The sequence below is a fragment of the Mycobacterium sp. NGS56 genome (genome assembly GCF_059812425.1).
Genome location: NZ_JCALCQ010000003.1, coordinates 549,803 through 565,770 on the forward strand (window position 1 = coordinate 549,803; position 15,968 = coordinate 565,770).

General features: G+C 68.4%; 16 protein-coding genes and 1 other RNA gene. 10 read left to right on the forward strand and 7 right to left on the reverse strand.

Annotation, left to right across the window (positions count from 1 at the left end):
* Positions 1-46: 46 nt before the first annotated feature.
* A complete protein-coding gene (locus AC5Y4F_RS12725) occupies positions 47-1,594 on the forward strand; it encodes a CYTH and CHAD domain-containing protein (RefSeq protein ID WP_067937649.1) in 1,548 nt (515 codons plus the stop codon).
* An 11-nt stretch (positions 1,595-1,605) separates the two neighbouring features.
* On the opposite strand, the gene rnpB is transcribed toward AC5Y4F_RS12725, so the two are convergent.
* An RNA gene (gene rnpB / locus AC5Y4F_RS12730) (RNase P RNA component class A) lies at positions 1,606-2,007 on the reverse strand.
* Positions 2,008-2,128: 121 nt separating this feature from the next.
* Between rnpB and AC5Y4F_RS12735 the strand changes: the two genes are divergently transcribed.
* Entirely contained in the window at positions 2,129-2,839 is a 711-nt protein-coding gene (locus AC5Y4F_RS12735) for a 2OG-Fe(II) oxygenase (protein ID WP_067937560.1), read from the forward strand.
* A 5-nt stretch (positions 2,840-2,844) separates the two neighbouring features.
* Here the strand turns inward: AC5Y4F_RS12735 and AC5Y4F_RS12740 are convergent, their stop codons facing one another.
* Entirely contained in the window at positions 2,845-3,477 is a 633-nt protein-coding gene (locus tag AC5Y4F_RS12740) for a class I SAM-dependent methyltransferase (protein WP_499997098.1), read from the reverse strand.
* Positions 3,478-3,523: 46 nt separating this feature from the next.
* On the opposite strand from AC5Y4F_RS12740, the gene AC5Y4F_RS12745 reads away from it, so the two are divergent.
* The 4 genes from AC5Y4F_RS12745 (at position 3,524) to AC5Y4F_RS12760 (ending at position 7,615) form a co-directional block, all read left to right on the forward strand.
* The gene (locus AC5Y4F_RS12745; RefSeq protein WP_499997001.1) at positions 3,524-4,099 is read left to right on the forward strand and encodes a helix-turn-helix domain-containing protein; all 576 of its coding nucleotides are present in this window, start codon (positions 3,524-3,526) and stop codon (positions 4,097-4,099) included.
* Positions 4,100-4,148: 49 nt separating this feature from the next.
* Positions 4,149-5,327, forward strand: a complete 1,179-nt coding sequence (locus tag AC5Y4F_RS12750) for a cytochrome P450 (RefSeq protein WP_499997003.1) — start codon at positions 4,149-4,151, stop codon at positions 5,325-5,327.
* Positions 5,328-5,394: 67 nt separating this feature from the next.
* Positions 5,395-5,589 carry a ferredoxin gene (locus tag AC5Y4F_RS12755; protein WP_067937566.1) on the forward strand — a complete coding sequence of 65 codons (195 nt, stop codon included), beginning with the start codon at positions 5,395-5,397 and terminating at the stop codon, positions 5,587-5,589.
* A gap of 73 nt (positions 5,590-5,662) precedes the next feature.
* Positions 5,663-7,615: an aconitate hydratase gene (locus tag AC5Y4F_RS12760; protein WP_499997007.1), complete on the forward strand. Its 1,953-nt coding sequence runs from the start codon at positions 5,663-5,665 to the stop codon at positions 7,613-7,615.
* Between the two features lies 1 nt (position 7,616).
* On the opposite strand, the gene AC5Y4F_RS12765 is transcribed toward AC5Y4F_RS12760, so the two are convergent.
* From AC5Y4F_RS12765 to cobC, 4 genes are read right to left on the reverse strand one after another with little or no spacing between them, the layout of a single operon-like run.
* Positions 7,617-8,753: a bifunctional RNase H/acid phosphatase gene (locus AC5Y4F_RS12765; protein ID WP_067937570.1), complete on the reverse strand. Its 1,137-nt coding sequence runs from the start codon at positions 8,751-8,753 to the stop codon at positions 7,617-7,619.
* Positions 8,750-9,487, reverse strand: a complete 738-nt coding sequence (locus AC5Y4F_RS12770; RefSeq protein ID WP_067937572.1) for a zinc ribbon domain-containing protein — start codon at positions 9,485-9,487, stop codon at positions 8,750-8,752. The genes AC5Y4F_RS12765 and AC5Y4F_RS12770 overlap by 4 nt, the downstream gene beginning before the upstream one ends.
* On the reverse strand, positions 9,484-10,632 hold the full coding sequence (locus AC5Y4F_RS12775; protein ID WP_067937574.1) for a Nif3-like dinuclear metal center hexameric protein: 1,149 nt from the start codon (positions 10,630-10,632) through the stop codon (positions 9,484-9,486). Before AC5Y4F_RS12775 ends, AC5Y4F_RS12770 begins: the two co-directional genes overlap by 4 nt.
* Entirely contained in the window at positions 10,629-11,681 is a 1,053-nt protein-coding gene (gene cobC / locus AC5Y4F_RS12780; protein ID WP_067937577.1) for an Rv2231c family histidinol phosphate aminotransferase CobC, read from the reverse strand. The genes AC5Y4F_RS12775 and cobC overlap by 4 nt, the downstream gene beginning before the upstream one ends.
* A gap of 90 nt (positions 11,682-11,771) precedes the next feature.
* Between cobC and AC5Y4F_RS12785 the strand changes: the two genes are divergently transcribed.
* Genes AC5Y4F_RS12785 through AC5Y4F_RS12795 form a run of 3 tightly spaced genes read left to right on the forward strand, consistent with a single transcriptional unit; the run spans position 11,772 to position 13,817 of the window.
* Positions 11,772-12,488 (forward strand): HAD-IA family hydrolase, encoded by a 717-nt coding sequence (locus tag AC5Y4F_RS12785; RefSeq protein ID WP_499997018.1) that lies wholly within the window; start codon positions 11,772-11,774, stop codon positions 12,486-12,488.
* Complete coding sequence (locus AC5Y4F_RS12790) at positions 12,481-12,978, forward strand: low molecular weight protein-tyrosine-phosphatase (RefSeq protein ID WP_499997020.1); 498 nt, start codon at positions 12,481-12,483, stop codon at positions 12,976-12,978. The genes AC5Y4F_RS12785 and AC5Y4F_RS12790 overlap by 8 nt, the downstream gene beginning before the upstream one ends.
* Complete coding sequence (locus AC5Y4F_RS12795) at positions 12,978-13,817, forward strand: SURF1 family cytochrome oxidase biogenesis protein (RefSeq protein ID WP_499997022.1); 840 nt, start codon at positions 12,978-12,980, stop codon at positions 13,815-13,817. Before AC5Y4F_RS12790 ends, AC5Y4F_RS12795 begins: the two co-directional genes overlap by 1 nt.
* Here AC5Y4F_RS12795 and AC5Y4F_RS12800 read toward each other — a convergent pair.
* Entirely contained in the window at positions 13,799-14,755 is a 957-nt protein-coding gene (locus tag AC5Y4F_RS12800; protein ID WP_499997025.1) for a cobalamin biosynthesis protein, read from the reverse strand. The genes AC5Y4F_RS12795 and AC5Y4F_RS12800 overlap by 19 nt on opposite strands.
* Positions 14,756-15,094: 339 nt before the next feature.
* On the opposite strand from AC5Y4F_RS12800, the gene AC5Y4F_RS12805 reads away from it, so the two are divergent.
* Positions 15,095-15,910 (forward strand): oxygenase MpaB family protein, encoded by an 816-nt coding sequence (locus tag AC5Y4F_RS12805; protein WP_067937585.1) that lies wholly within the window; start codon positions 15,095-15,097, stop codon positions 15,908-15,910.
* Positions 15,911-15,968: the final 58 nt, after the last annotated feature.

The window sequence follows — 15,968 nt, forward strand, 5'->3', positions numbered from 1 at the left end:
CCACCATGTTCACGGCCGCGGTGACGCGCCCGCAACGGAGCCGAAGATGCCTGCAAAAGCGATGCAGCCCGCGCGTCATCTCGAGGTCGAGCGCAAGTTCGACGTCGTCGAATCCACCGTGTCACCGTCGTTCGACGGGATCGCCGCGGTTGCGCACGTCGAGAAGTCGCCGACGCAAACCCTGGATGCGACGTACTTCGACACGCCCATACACGATTTGGCGCGCAACAAAATCACCCTGCGCCGCCGTACCGGTGGCTCCGACGCGGGATGGCACCTGAAGCTGCCGGCCGGTCCGGACTCCCGAACCGAGGTCCGTCTCCCGCTCGACGCATCGGGCGGCGACGATTCCGTGCCCGATGAGTTGACGGATGTGGTGCTGGCGATTGTCCGCGACCGTCCGCTGCAGCCGGTCGCGCGGATCACCACCCAGCGTGAGAGCCAGGTGCTCTGCGACGCGGCTGGCAACGCGCTCGCCGAGTTCAGCAACGATTACGTCACCGCGTGGTCGACGCGGGGAGCCCAGGACACCGACTCGGCGCCGACCGAACTGCAATGGCGCGAATGGGAATTGGAACTCGTCGAAGCGAGCGGGCTCGCTGGCGGAACAGCCGGCGTGGAGCTGCTCAACCGGTTGAGCAACCGACTGCTGGACGCGGGCGCCGTACCGGCGGGTCACGGCTCCAAGCTGGCGCGGGTGCTCGGTACCGCGCCGCCACCCAATGGCGCTCAGCCGCCCGAGGATCCGCTGCAGCGCGCGATCGCCGAGCAGATTCGCGAGCTGCTGGTGTGGGATCGCGCGGTGCGGGCCGACGCCTACGACTCCATTCACCAGATGCGGGTGACCACCCGCAAGCTGCGCAGCCTGCTGCGGGACTACCAGGAGTCGTTCGGATTGCCCGAGAACGGGTGGGTCCTGGACGAGTTGCGTGAGCTCGCCGGAATTTTGGGTGTGGCCCGCGACGCCGAGGTGCTCGCCGAGCGATACGAGCGCGAGTTGGACGGGCTCGCACCGGAATTGGTGCGCGGACCGGTGCGCGAACGCCTGGTCGGGGGTGCCCAGCGACGCTACCAGATCGGGCTGCGCCGGTCCTTGATCGCCATGCGATCGCAGCGATACTTCCGCCTGCTTGACTCCCTCGACCTGATAGCGGCCGAAACCCCCGGCGCCGCCAGCGCCGAGGAACAGGCCCCGGTGACCATCGAGGCCGCCTACAAAAAGGTCCGCAAGGCCAAGAAGGCCGCCGCCCAGGTCAACCGCGAACACCCCGACGACCCACACCAACGCGACGAGGCGATCCATCGAATCCGTAAGCGCGCCAAGCGACTTCGCTACACCGCCGCCGCGACCGGGGCGCCCGGCGTGTCCGACCGGGCCAAGGCGGTCCAGTCGCTGCTCGGTGACCACCAAGACAGCGTCGTCAGCCGCGAGCACCTGAGACAGGAAGCTGATGCCGCGCACGCCGCCGGCGAGGACACCTTCAGCTACGGGCTGCTCTATCAGCGGGAGGCCGACCTGGCCGACCGGTGCCGCGACGAACTCGATGCCGCCTTGCGCAAACTAGCCAAAGCGGTCCGCAAAGCCGGTCATTAGCAAGCTGAAGGCGGACGAGTTGGCCTGTAAGCCGGATTCTGTTCCCCGCCGCCGCGCATAAGCAACGGCGGCGCGGCGGCGACCATCCATCTGGACACGCCGTCACCGGGTGCCTCAAGCGGCCTACCCGCAGGCTCGGGCGAGCAACCCTCGAGCGCCTGCGCGGCCGCACCTTGCGGTGCGGCCTTCTTGGCCTTGCTTCGGGTGGGGTTTGCCAAGCCACCCCGGTCACCCGGGATGCTGGTGCGCTCTTACCGCACCGTTTCACCCTTACCACCGCGAGGGTGGCGGTCTGTTTTCTGTGGCACTTTCCCGCGAGTCACCTCGGATTGCCGTTAGCAATCACCCTGCTCTGTGAAGTCCGGACTTTCCTCGAACCGCTTGCGACGGTCCGCGGCCGCCCGGCCAACTCGTCCGCGACGAACAACGGTACTACCTGCGACATGCTGGTGCCAGCAACGCACGGCCGAGGCCCGACCACACCGCGCAGGCGCTATTTATGGTGGACAGGCAGACCAACACACGGGAGGCAGCATGTCCCAGTGGAAAAAGCGCGTCGACACAGGCGATTGGGACGCAATCGCCGCCGCGGTCGACGAGTACGGCGGTGCGCTGCTGCCGCGCCTGCTCACACCGGGCGAAGCGGCCCGGCTGCGCAAGCTTTACGTGTACGACGAGCTGTTTCGGTCGACCGTCGACATGGCCCCCAAACGCTATGGCGCCGGGCAATACCGGTATTTTCACGCGCCCTACCCCGAACCGATCGAGCAGCTCAAGCAGGCCCTATACCCACGGCTGTTGCCGATTGCGCGCGATTGGTGGGGCAAGCTGGGCCGCGACGCACCCTGGCCGGACGGTCTCGACGAATGGCTGGCGACCTGTCACGCCGCCGGCCAGACCAGATCGACCGCCCTGATGCTGAAATACGGTGCGGGCGACTGGAATGCCTTGCATCGAGATCTGTACGGGGAGTTGATTTTCCCGCTCCAGGTGGTCATCAACCTGAGTAATCCCGACGCCGACTACACCGGCGGCGAATTCCTGCTCGTCGAGCAACGGCTGCGAGCCCAATCCCGCGGCATGGCAACACAACTGCCGCAGGGACACGGGTATGTCTTCACCACCCGGGAACGCCCGGTGCGGTCGGCGCGGGGTTGGTCCGCGGCGCCGGTGCGCCACGGGGTCTCGGTCGTTCGCTCCGGCGAGCGTTATGCGATGGGGTTGATCTTTCACGACGCGGCGTAAGCGGCCTAACCGGTTCGCCGCAGGACGATCAGGTTGTCGGCCATAGTGCCGACTTCCCCATTCGGTCCGACCATTTCGCGCTCGAGGGCCTCGGTCCGCAGCCGCTTCCAGTACGGCGCGTCGGCGTGCAATGACGCGAGGACCTCGTCGATACCGGCGAAGTGGTGATCGTGATGCTCCGCCCATGGCGGGGGGGCTCCATGGTCGACGATCAACAGCACACCGCCGCGATTCACCCGCTCGGCCGCCCGTTGCAGTACCCCGTCGCGTTCCAGTCGCGCCGGCGAGTGCAGGTACTGCGCGGACACCAGGTCGAAGGTCCCTTCGGGAAAAGTTTCGTTGAGGTCATGGCGCTGAAAGTCGATGCGTGGGAACATGTTTCGTGCCGACGCGGCCTCGGTGGCGCGTTGCAGCGCAATGGTCGAGATGTCAACGGCCACCACCTCCCAGCCGCGCTCGGCCAGCCACAAAGCGTCGGCGCCTTCCCCGCAACCCAGGTCGAGCGCCCGGCCGACCGGGAGGTCGGCGGCCACCTCGGCCAGGCGGGGATTGACGTGTCCGCTCCAGACCCGCTCCGCCGACCGGTAACGCTCCTCCCAGAACCGCTGGGCATCATCGGGTTTGCAAGAGTTCTCCACACCGCGAGATTGCCTATCCGTTGCGGTCTTGCCAAGCTCAATTGCCATGCAGGCAAAAACTACACCCGACATCGACCTCTTGGTCCGGCGGCGACTGCGGGAACTGCGGGTGCAGCGCGGCCTGACGCTACACGAGGTAGGGGCGCGCGCCGGCATCGACGTCTCGACGCTCAGCCGCCTCGAATCCGGGAAACGCCGGCTGGCCCTTGATCACCTGCCGCGGCTGGCCCGGGCCCTGTCCGTCAGCACCGACGATCTGTTGCAAGCGCCCCCAACGCCGGACCCGAGGGTGCGCGGCACCGCGCACACCCGTCACGGCGTCACCTATTGGCCACTGACCCGCCAGGGCCCGGCCGGAGGCCTGCACGCGTTCAAACTCCGGGTCAGCGCGCGGCGCCGCACCCCGCCCGCCGAGCTGCCGGTGCACGAAGGCCAGGACTGGATGTATGTCCTTTCCGGCCGGATGCGGCTCATCCTGGGCGAACGCGACTTCTCCATCGATCCCGGCCAAGCCGTCGAGTTCTCGACGTGGACGCCGCACTGGTTCGGCGTGGTAGACGGGCCAGTGGAGGCCATTGTGATCTTCGGACCGCACGGCGAGCGGCTCCACCTGCACAGTTGATCGGCATTAGGCCATTGCCCAACAAGCGGGTCGGTGCCAGGCTGACCGCATGACAGAAGCCGAAAGTTTCGTCGACCAGACGCGCACGGGGCTCGCGGAGCCACAACCGATGTATAAGGCGCTGCGCGAAACCACCCCGGTGTTCCGGTCACCTCAGGCGGTCGTGCTCAGCCGTTTGGCCGACATCGAAATGGCGCTCAAACACACCGAGCTGTTCTCGTCGAACATGGACGCCGTCGACCTGGGGAACGTGCGGCCGCTGATCCCGCTCCAAATCGACCCGCCCGAGCATGCGAAGTACCGGCGCATCCTCGACCCGCTGTTCACTCCGCGGGAGATGGCCCGACGCGAACCAGGCGTCACCGAGCTGGTCAACGAAATGATCGATCGCTTCGCCGACCGGGGCGAGTGCGACTTTCACACCGAGTTCGCGGTGCCGCTGCCCTGCACGGTCTTTCTGCAGCTGCTCGGCCTGCCGCTGGACGATCTCGACCAATTCTTGGTGTGGAAGGACGGGGTGATCCGCCCCGAGGGCGACTCGGGTTTCGACCGCCGCCACGAGACCTCCGCGGGCGTGGCCCAACAGATCTACGAGTACTTCGACCACGCCATCGACGACCACATCGCCAGCCCCCGCGACGACGTGCTGTCCGCAATGATCGCCGCGAACTTCAAAGACGAGGCCGGCCAGCCGCTGTCGCGTGACGAGCTGCTCGACATCTGCTTCCTGTTCCTCATCGCCGGACTGGACACGGTCACCGACTCCCTCGACTGCTTCTTCGTGTACCTGGCGCGTCACCCCGATCACCGTCGTCAACTCGTCGAGCAGCCCGAGGTGCTGCCCGGCGCGGTCGAGGAACTGTTGCGGTGGGAAACGCCGGTGCCCGGCGTCGCCCGCGTGGCCATCCAGGACGTCGAGGTCAGCGGATGCCCGATCAGCAAGGGCGAACGGGTCAGCCCGCTACTGGGGGCGGCCAACACCGACCCGGCCGAGTTCCCCGACCCGGAGCTGGTCGACTTCACCCGCAACCCCAACCGGCACCGGGCTTTCGGCGGCGGTCCGCACCGTTGCCTCGGCTCACACCTGGCCCGCATGGAGCTACGGGTGGCGTTGCGCGAATTCCACCGGCGCATCCCGGATTACGAGATCAAGCCCGGCGCCGAGCTGTGCTACACCGCCGCGTTGCGCTCGGTGGAGTCGCTGCCGCTGGTCTTTCCGGTGCCATGAGCCGCGCCGGCGACGATGCACGACACAGCGATGGGGTGGGGGCACCCTCCGGGGAGGAGCGGGGCAAATGACCCGGGTAGCCGTCGACCGCGACCTATGCACCGGGCATGGACGCTGCTACACCTTGGCCCCCGATGTCTTTGACGCCGACGAGGTCGGCCACTGCGTGGTGCTCGTCGACGAGGTGTCCGGCGAGCTCGAGTCTCAAGCCAGCACGGCCGAACAGAACTGCCCGGAAAGCGCCATCACGCTGGCTCGTTGACGCGGCGGGCCCGCGCCAAACGTCGGCTATCGAATCGCGCTAGAAGACGCCGTACCGGGGTAACCCCACGGGTATGGCTATGAACGTCGCTCACAAGCTGATCAGCTCACATCTGGAGTCCGGGGAGATGTCTCCGGGAGAAGAGATCGCGATCCACATCGATCAGACGCTGACGCAGGATGCAACCGGCACGCTGGTGATGCAGGAACTCGAGGCGCTCGGGCTCGATCGTGCCCGCACCGAGGTGAGCGTCCAGTACGTCGACCACAACCTGCTGCAGGGCGACGAGAAGAACGCCGAGGATCACGAGTACCTGCGCACCGCGGCGCAACGCTTCGGCCTGTGGTTCTCCAAACCGGGCAACGGAGTGTCGCACCCGACCCACATGCAGCGCTTCGGCATCCCGGGCAAGACGATGGTGGGCTCCGACTCCCATACTCCGGCCGCCGGATCGCTGGGCATGCTCGCGATCGGCGTCGGGGGTCTCGAGGTGGCGCTCGCGATCACCGGGCGGCCACTGCACATCCGCATGCCCGAAATATGGGGCGTGCGGCTCGACGGTGAGTTGCCCCAGTGGTGTTCGGCCAAGGACGTGATCCTGGAGATGTTGCGCCGCCACGACGTCAAGGGCGGGGTGAACCGGATCATCGAGTATCACGGTCCCGGCGTGGCGACGCTGACGGCAATGGACCGTCACGTCATCGCCAACATGGGAGCCGAACTCGGCGCCACGACGACGGTGTTTCCCAGTGACGACGCCGTGCGCGATTTCCTGCGCGCCGAGGGACGCGAGGACGGCTGGACCGAGTTGCTGGCCGACGAAGACGCGGACTATGACGTCGAGGACACCATCGACTTGTCGCAGATCGAGCCGCTGATCGCCAAACCGTCGTCGCCGGGCAACGTGGTGCCCGTTCGTGAGGTCGCCGGCGAGGAGATCGCCCAGGCGGTGATCGGATCCAGCGCCAACCCCGGGCTGCGGGATTTCGCGATCGCGGCCGCGATGGTGGCGGGACGCCAGACGGTCCCCCAGGTCAGCTTCGACATCAACCCGACGTCGCGCGAGATCCTGGCCGATCTGACCAAGATGGGCGCAACGCTGGATCTGGTGATGGCCGGCGCGCGCATCCACCAGGCCGGCTGCATGGGGTGCATCGGCATGGGCCAGGCTCCCGCGGTCGGCCGCAACTCGTTGCGCACGATGCCCCGCAACTTTCCCGGCCGGTCCGGCACCAAGGAGGACGCGGTCTGGCTGTGCTCACCGGAGACCGCGGCGGCCTCGGCGCTGAACGGAGTGATCACGGATCCGCGGGACTGGGCCAAAGAAGAGCAGATGGAGTATCCGAAACTCGACCTGCCCGAGCGCAGCTCGATCAACACCGCAATGCTGGTGCCTCCGCTCGACGCCGAGGAGGCACAGCGTGTCGAACCCGTGAAGGGGCCGAACATCTCCAGCCTGCCCGAGTTATCCCCGCTGCCCAACGAACTCGAGGCGCCGGTGCTGCTCAAGGTCGGTGACAACATCTCCACCGACGAAATCTCGCCCGCCGGCGTGCAGGCCCTTCCGCTACGGTCGAACATCCCGAAGCTCGCGATGTTCAGCTTCACCCGCGTCGACGACTCCTACCCCGAGCGGGCTCAACAGGCCGGCGAGGGCGGGCACGTCATTGTGGCCGGGGAGAACTACGGCCAGGGCTCCTCGCGTGAGCACGCCGCGATCGCCCCGCGCTATCTCGGGTTGCGCGTCGTCATCGCCAAGTCCTTCGCACGCATCCACTGGCAAAACCTGGCCAACTATGGAATTTTGGCGCTCGAATTCGAGAATCCCGACGACTACGACTCGATCGACCAAGACGACACCCTCCGCTTTCAGAATCTGAACTCGCTCGACGAAGAGGATGTCCTGCAGGTCGACAACGTCAGCAAGGAATCGTCATTCGCGGTGCGGCATCGACTCTCGCCGCGACAGGTCAAGGATGTGTTGGCCGGCGGCTTGATCCCACGCCTCAACCAAGAGCAGAAGTGATCTACAGATACGCCGTCTGGTTGACCAGTCGCACCGAAGACGCTCCGTCGGAATAGAACTCGGCGATGCTCAACGAGGCCAGATCGAGGTGCAGGCGGTAGAGAATGCCGGGCCCGGCGTCCAGCGCCTCGCGCAGCAGCATCTTGATGGGTGTCACGTGCGACACCAACAGCACCGTGGTGCCCCGCTGCGCGGCGACGACGCGGTCCCGAACCGTCGACACCCGAGCGGCCACCGCGTCGAAGCTCTCCCCGCCTGGCGGTTCGGTGCTGGTGTCGCGCAGCCAGCGACCGTGCAGCTCGGGATCGCGCTCGGCGGCCTCGGCAAAAGTCAGCCCCTCCCACGAGCCGAAATCCGTCTCGATCAAGTCGTCATCGACGGTCACGTCCAGGCCAAGCGCCTTGGCCGCCACCGCCGCGGTGTCATAAGCCCGTTGCAGCGGTGAGGCGAACACCGCCGAAATACCGCCGCGCTGCGCCAGATAACGCGCCGCCGCGTCGGCCTGCCGCCGCCCCAGCTCGGTGAGCGCCGGGTTGCCGCGGCCCGAGTAGCGGCGCTGCACCGACAATTCGGTCTGGCCGTGTCGCAGCAACAGCAGGCGGGTCGGGGCACCGCGCGCGCCGGTCCAGCCGGGTGCCGAGGGGGACGGGACATTCGCGGACCCGGACGGTTCGGGTTTGTCGCGCGGGCCGGATTGTTCGGCCGGCTCGGGCTTTTCCGTCACACCAGCGACCTCGGCGGCGGCGTCCATCGCCTCGTTGGCCAGCCGATCGGCGTGCGCGTTGCGCTCCCGCGGAATCCACGAGTAGCTGATCTTCGCGAACCGCCCGGCCCGGTTTCGGGCCTCGGCGTGCAGCTCGATCAGGTCGGGATGCTTGACTTTCCACCGGCCGGACATCTGTTCCACCAACAGCTTGGAATCCAGGTACACCGCGGCCTCGGTGGCACCCAGGTTCAGGGCGTCGTCCAAACCGGCTATCAGGCCCCGGTATTCGGCGACGTTGTTGGTCGCCCGGCCGATCGCCTGCTTGGCCTCCGCCAGCACGGTCGTGCGGTCCTGGTTCCACACCACCGCGCCGTACCCGGCCGGCCCGGGATTACCGCGTGATCCGCCGTCGGCCTCGATGACGACCTTCACTGATCGAAGCCCTTGACCCGCAGCAGGATTGCGCCGCATTCGGGGCAGCGCACCACATCGTCTTCGGCCGCCGCCGAGATGCGGGACAGCTCGCCACGGTCGATCTCGAGCCGGCAGGCACCGCACCGACGCCCCATCAGCTGCCCGGCGCCCGCGCCTCCCCCGGCGCGCTGGCGTTCGTACAGGGCGGACAGCGCCGGGTCCAAGGCGGCGCTCAGCGAGTCACGCCGTGAGGACTGAAGTTCGCGGGCCGCGCTGATCTCGGCGACCGCCGCGTCGAGAGCCTCGCGTGCGCCGGCCATCTCGGCCTCCAGCGATGTGAGCTTCTGCTGCTCGCTGTCCAGCTCAGATTGCAGCTCCTCGCGACGTTCCATCACCTCCAGCAGAGAATCCTCCAGGCTGGTTTGACGACGCTGCAGAGTTTCCAGCTCGTGCTGAAGATCCGACAACTGCTTGGCGTCGGTCGCTCCCGACTGCAGCAGCGAGCGGTCGCGGTCTTCGCGCTGGCGCACCGCCTCGACCTCGGCCTCGAGCCGCGACACGTGGGCGTCGATGTCTTCCAAGGCGATGCGCAACGTGGCCAGCCGGTCGCCGGCCGCCTCGATCTCCCCCCGCAACCGCTCGCAGGCCTCTTGTTCCGGCAGATGCTTGGCCCGGTGCGCGATCCGGGACAGCTCGGCATCCAACTTCGACAATTCAAGCAGCGAACGCTGCTGTGCCAGCTCGGCTTTCATGACCCATCACCCCCGGACTGGTGGCCAACCTGCTCGACATTCCACGGGTCGGTCCGAATCGCGCTCACCCGCACCGGCAACTCCGCACCGAAACGCGACCGCAACAAGCCGGCGACCTGTTCACACCAAGGGAATTCACTGGCCCAATGTGCCACATCGATCAGGGCCACATCGGAGGCGCGGCGATGTTCGTCGGCCGGATGGTGGCGCAGGTCGGCCGTGACATAGGCCTGCACGCCGGCACCGGCCACGGCGGCCAGCAACGAATCGCCGGCTCCGCCGCAGACCGCCACCCGCGAGACCGGTGTGTCGGGATCGCCCGCCGCCCGCACTCCCCAGGATGTCCGCGGCAACGCCGCATCGACGCGGGAGACGAAGACGCGCAACGGTTCCGGGCGCGCCAGCGCCGCGATGCGACCCAGCCCGGCGTCACTGGGCGGTGCCACCAGCGCGAAGATGTCGAAGGCGGGCTCCTCGTACGGGTGGGCGGCACGCATCGCCGCCAGCACCGCGGCGCGGGATCGCGCGGACGCGACGACCTCGAACCGGTCTTCGGCCACCCGCTCGACGTTCCCGACGCTGCCCACCGCCGGTGAGGCACCTTCGTGCGGCAAAAACTGCCCGATACCGCTGACCGACCAGCTGCAGTGTGAATAGTCGCCGATATGGCCGGCGCCGGCGGCAAACATGGCCGCCCGCACCGCTTCCGCGTTCTCACCGGGCACGTAGACGACCCACTTGTCGAGATCGGGTGCGCTCGATGCCGGTTCGAGCACGGCCTCGACGTCGAGGCCCAGGGCCGCGGCCAGCGCATCGGAGACGCCCGGGCGGGCCGAGTCGGCATTGGTGTGCGCGGTGAATAGCGAACGCCCGGTCTGGATCAACCGGTGCACCAGCGCACCCTTGGGGGTGTTGGCCGCCACGGTGTCCACCCCGCGCAACAGCAGTGGATGATGGGCCAGCAACAGGCTCGCCCGGGGAACCTCGTCGACGACCGCCGGCGTCGCGTCGACCGCGACGGTCACCGAGTCCAGCTCGTCGTCGGGGTCACCGCACACCAGGCCCACCGAATCCCAGGATTCGGCAAGCCGCGGCGGGTAGGCCTCGTCGAGCGCCGCGATGACTTCGGCCAGCTTCACGCTCACCCCCGCCCCCCGATGCTTTCCGGCGTGCCCGCCTCCGAAATCGCCTGCACCAGCCGCGGCCACTCACGGCGCACCGCGGCCCGCAGGTAGCGCTCGTCCAAGCCGACGAACGTATCACAGCGCCGAATGGCAATTCCCCTGTCATGCAAACTTTTTCGTAGCTGGACCGTGTCCGGTGTGCGAAATAGCACGAACGGAGCCCGCCCGTCGACAACCTCGGCGCCCACCGACGCCAGACCGGCCACCATCTCGGCGCGCAGCCGGCTCAATCGCGTCGCCCCCGCCGCCGCCTCGGCGACCGCGTGCCGGCCGCAACACAGCGCGATCGCCGCCAGCTGCAGGGTCCCCACCGGCCAATGCGCCCGTCGAGCGGTCAGCCGCGCGAGCACCTCTGGGGAAGCCAGCGCGTAGCCCACCCGCAACCCGGCCAGCGCCCACGTCTTGGTCAAGCTGCGCAGCACCAGCACGTCGGGCAGCCCGTCGCAGGCCAGCGATTGCGGCTCACCGGGAATCGAGTCGGCGAAGGCCTCGTCGACCACCAGGATCCGCCCGGGCCGGCGCAACGCCAGCAGCTGTTCACGGGTGTGCAGCACCGAGGTGGGGTTGGTCGGATTGCCCACCACGACCAGGTCGGCGTCGCCGGGTACGGCCGCACCGGTCAGGCCGAACGGCGGCTCCAGCACGACGTGGTGCACCGGCACTCCGGCCGCGGTCAGCGCGTCAGCCGGCTCGGTGAACGCCGGCGCGATGATCGCCGCCCGCCGCGGACGCAAATTCGCCAGCAGCGCGAACGCCTCGGCCGCCCCGGCCAGCGGCAGCACCTCGTCGCGGGTCCGGCCGTGCCGCCCGGCGGCCGCGTCCTGCGCCCGGTGGATGTCGTCGAGGCTCGGGTAGCGCGCCAGATCGGGCAGGCGCTCGGCCAGCCGTCGCAGCAACCACTCCGGCGGCCGGCCGTGCCGGACGTTGACGGCGAAATCCAGCATCCCGGGTGCGACGGCCTGATCACCGTGGTAGCGCGCCGCAGGCGGGCTCAGGTTCAGACTCGCCATCCGTGAAACACTAGTGCGCCGGCCGGGCCGCCCGGAGCGGCATCGGCAACGCCGTCACACCCTGCCACACCTATCGAGGACAATGGTGAGGTGACAGGCACAACGTCAGCCGATTGCCAGACCCCCGGCAACGCCGCCTCCCCCCGTGGGGTGCAGCTGGTGATCTTCGACCTCGACGGCACGCTGACCGACTCCGCGGAAGGGATCGTCGCCAGCTTCCTGCATGCGCTCGACCACATCGGCGCCCCGGTGCCCCCCGGCGACCTCGTCGCGCAGATCGTCGGCCCGCCGATGGACGACACGTTCCGGTCGATGGAGCTCGGCGACGATGCCGAGGAGGCGATCGCCGCCTTTCGCGCCGAGTACGGCTCCCGGGGGTGGGCGATGAACGCGCTCTTCGACGGGATCGAGGCACTGCTGACCGATCTACGCACCGCCGGTGTCCGGCTTGCCGTCGCCACCTCCAAGCTCGAACCGACCGCGCGGCGCATCCTCGCCCATTTCGGACTTGACCAGCACTTCGAGGTCATCGCGGGCGCGAGCCCCGACGGTTCGCGCAAGACCAAGGTCGAGGTGCTGGGCCACGCCCTCTCGCAGCTGGTGCCCCTGCCCGAGCGGGTGCTGATGGTCGGTGACCGCAGCCACGACGTGCACGGAGCGGCCGCTCACGGCATCGACACCGTGGTGGTCGGCTGGGGCTACGGCAAGGCCGACTTTCCCCACCGCGAGGCCGATGCCAACGAAGACGCTCCCGGCGTGACCCACGCCTCGACCATCAACGACTTGCGGAGGGCGCTGGGTGTCTAGTCGAGACGCGCTGCACGTCACGTTCGTGTGCACCGGCAACATCTGCCGATCGGTGATGGCCGAGAAGATGTTCGCCGACCAACTACGTCGGCGGGGCCTGGCCGACGCGGTGCGGGTCAGCAGCGCCGGCACCGGCAACTGGCACGTGGGTGAGTGTGCCGACGAGCGGGCCGCCGGCGTGTTGCGCGCCCACGGCTACGCATCCGAGCACCGCGCAACGCAGGTCGACGCCGAGCACCTCGAGGCCGATCTGATGGTGGCCCTGGACCGCAACCACGCCCGGATGCTGCGGCATTTGGGCGCGGACGACGATCGCATCCGGATGCTGCGCTCCTTCGATCCGCGCAGCGGCGCCCACACCCCGGACGTGGACGACCCCTACTATGGCGACACCGCAGACTTCGAACGCGTCTACGCCGTCATCGAGGCAGCGCTGCCGGGCCTGCACGAGTGGGTCGATGACCAGCTCGCGCAGAACGGATCCACTTGATGCGCCGGTTGCCGTTTCTGCTGCGTCCGGGCTGGATCGTGCTGGCTCTGGTGGTCGTCGCCTTCGCATATCTGTGCTTCACGGTGCTCGCGCCCTGGCAGCTCGGCAAGCACAGCAGGACATCGCGGGAGAACCATCAGATCGAATCTTCGCTGAATACCCCGCCGGTTCCGTTGAAAACGCTGCTGCCGCAGCAGAATTCGGCGGCCTTTGGCGCACAGTGGCGCCAGGTCACCGCAACCGGGCACTATCTGCCGGACGTGCAGGTGCTGGCCCGGCTGCGGGTGATCGATTCGAAGCCGGCGTTCGAGGTGCTGGCGCCCTTCGTCGTCGACGAAGGACCGACCGTCCTGGTCGACCGGGGCTACGTGCGGCCGCTGGAGGGGTCTCATGTCCCGCCGATCCCCCGCCCGCCCGAACAGATGGTGACCATCACGGCGCGGCTGCGCAACTCCGAGACCGCCGCGGCGAATAAGGATCCGTTCGTGGGAGACGTTGTGCAGCAGGTGTATTCGATCGACACCGATCAGATCGCGGTGTTGACCAAGACCCCGCTGGCCGGGTCTTACCTGCAGTTGATCGACGGTCAGCCCGGTGTGCTGGGCGTGGTCGGGGTGCCGCAGCTGGACGCCGGGCCGTTCCTGTCCTACGGCATCCAGTGGATCGCGTTCGGCATCCTCGCGCCCATCGGGTTGGGCTATTTCGCCTACTCGGAGATCCGCGCCCGCCGCCAGGAAAAGCAGCACCGGCCGCCGCCCGCCACCGAGACCGCGCCCACACCCGAAGTTCCGCAGTCCGTTGAGGCCAAACTCGCCGACCGCTACGGCCGCCGGCGGTAACCCGACAGGTATGCCAACAGCGCAGCCGATACCGAGGCGCCCGCCTGCACCAGCGACGACAGTCGCACCGCGCGCCGCAGGTCGGCCACCGTCGGCTCGCGACCATCGCCGAGTGTGGGCCGGATCTGCAACTCGTGGTGGTATTGCGTGGGGCCGCCCAGGCGCACGCCCAGCGCCCCGGCGCAGGCCGCCTCGACGACGCCGGCGTTAGGGCTGGGATGACGGGCGGCATCGCGGCGCCAGGCCCGCGCCGCGCCCGACGGTGATCCGCCGACCAGCGGCGCCAGCACCATCACCAGCGAAGCGGTCACCCGCGCGGCAGCGAAGTTCGCGATATCATCCAATTTTGCTGCGGTCCAACCGAATCGGCGATAGCGTTGCGAGCGATACCCGACCATCGAGTCCAGGGTGTTGATGCCGCGATACATCAGGACCGCGGGCACGCCGCCGGCCGCCGCCCACAGCAGCGGGGCCACTTCGGCGTCGGAGGTGTTCTCGGCCATCGACTCCAGCGACGCGCGGATCAGGCCCGCGCGGTCCAGCGATGCCGGGTCACGCCCACACAGCGACGGCAGCAATTCGCGCGCGGCGGCGACGTCGCCGCGTTCCAGCCGCTCCGACATGTCCAGACCGGTGCGGACCAACGAGGTTCCACCCAGCGAGACCCAGGTGGCCGCGGCGGTCACCACGATCGCACCCGCCCGGCCACGGTGTGTGGCCGGGCGCTGCACCGCCAGGCCGAGCAGGCCCAGCGCCCCGATCAGCGCGCCGACATGGACCGCCCCGGCGATCCTGCTGTCACGGTAGGTCACGTTCTCCAGCACGGCGGCGGTACGGCCGAACAGCGCGACCGGATGACCCCGGCGTGGGTCGCCCAGCGCGCGGTCGGCCAGGTAGCCGATCGCCACACCCGCGATCCGGGTCTGCCTCGCAACCATTTCGGCAGCGTCTCATACCGGGCGTCGCGGCCCTGCCGCCTAGGCGACCGCCACGATCACGACGGCGATGATCAGCACGATCAGGACGCCCAGCGTCCACCACAACCCGTAGCCGCCGACGGCGCGGGTCATCTGGGGCTCCTCGACGGTGCGGCGCCCGATTCCCGCCGGGTGACGGCTTCGGCGGGTCGGGAGGCGGAGGACTCGAGTCGCCAGGTTCAGTGCTCGTCCGGGCACGTCTGCCCATTCCCGGGCGGATCCACCGTCGGCAGATCATTGCTCGCGCCGATCCGGCGATGGTCTACTCGAAGGCATGATTCCCAGCAGGCCAGGCCCGCGGTGAAGCGGCCCGCTACCCGGGTCGCCGACCTGCTCAATCCGGCGGCGTTGTTGTTGCCCGCCGCGAACGTGATCATGCAGTTGTCCCTGCCCGGGGTCGGCTATGGCGTGCTGGAGAGTCCCGTGGACAGCGGCAACGTCTACAAGCATCCGTTCAAGCGGGCCCGCACCACCGGCACGTATCTGGCTGCCGCCACCATCGGGACCGAGTACGACCGAGCGTTGATCTGCGCGGCAGTCGACACTGCCCACCGGCAGGTCCGGTCGACGTCGTCAAGTCCGGTGTCCTACAACGCTTTCGACCCAAAGTTGCAGCTGTGGGTGGCAGCGTGCCTGTACCGGTACTTCGTCGACCAACACGAGTTCCTGCACGGTCCCCTGGACGACGCGACGGCCGATGCCGTCTACGCCGACGCGAAGCGGCTGGGCACCACGCTGCAAGTGCCCGAGCGGATGTGGCCGCTGGACCGGGCCGCCTTTGATGCGTACTGGAAACGCTCCCTCGACGAGCTGCGCATCGACCCGCCGGTACGCGAACATCTGCACGGCGTGGCGTCGTTGGCGTTCCTGCCGTGGCCGCTGCAGGTGCTGGCGGGCCCGTTCAACTTGTTCGCGACGACGGGTTTCCTGGCTCCCGAATTCCGGGCGTTGATGCAGCTGGACTGGTCGCCGCGCCAGCAGCGCCGGTTCGGCTGGCTGCTGACCGCCCTGCGGCTCGGCGATCGGCTGATCCCACATTCGGCCTGGATCTTCGGTTATCGGCTCTACTTGTGGGACATGCGGTCTCGCGCGCGCCAGGGCCGGCGGGTCGTCTAGCCGACATCGGGGTACTCGGCCAGCGGCCCAATGATCGGCAAACCGCGCAAAGCGGACT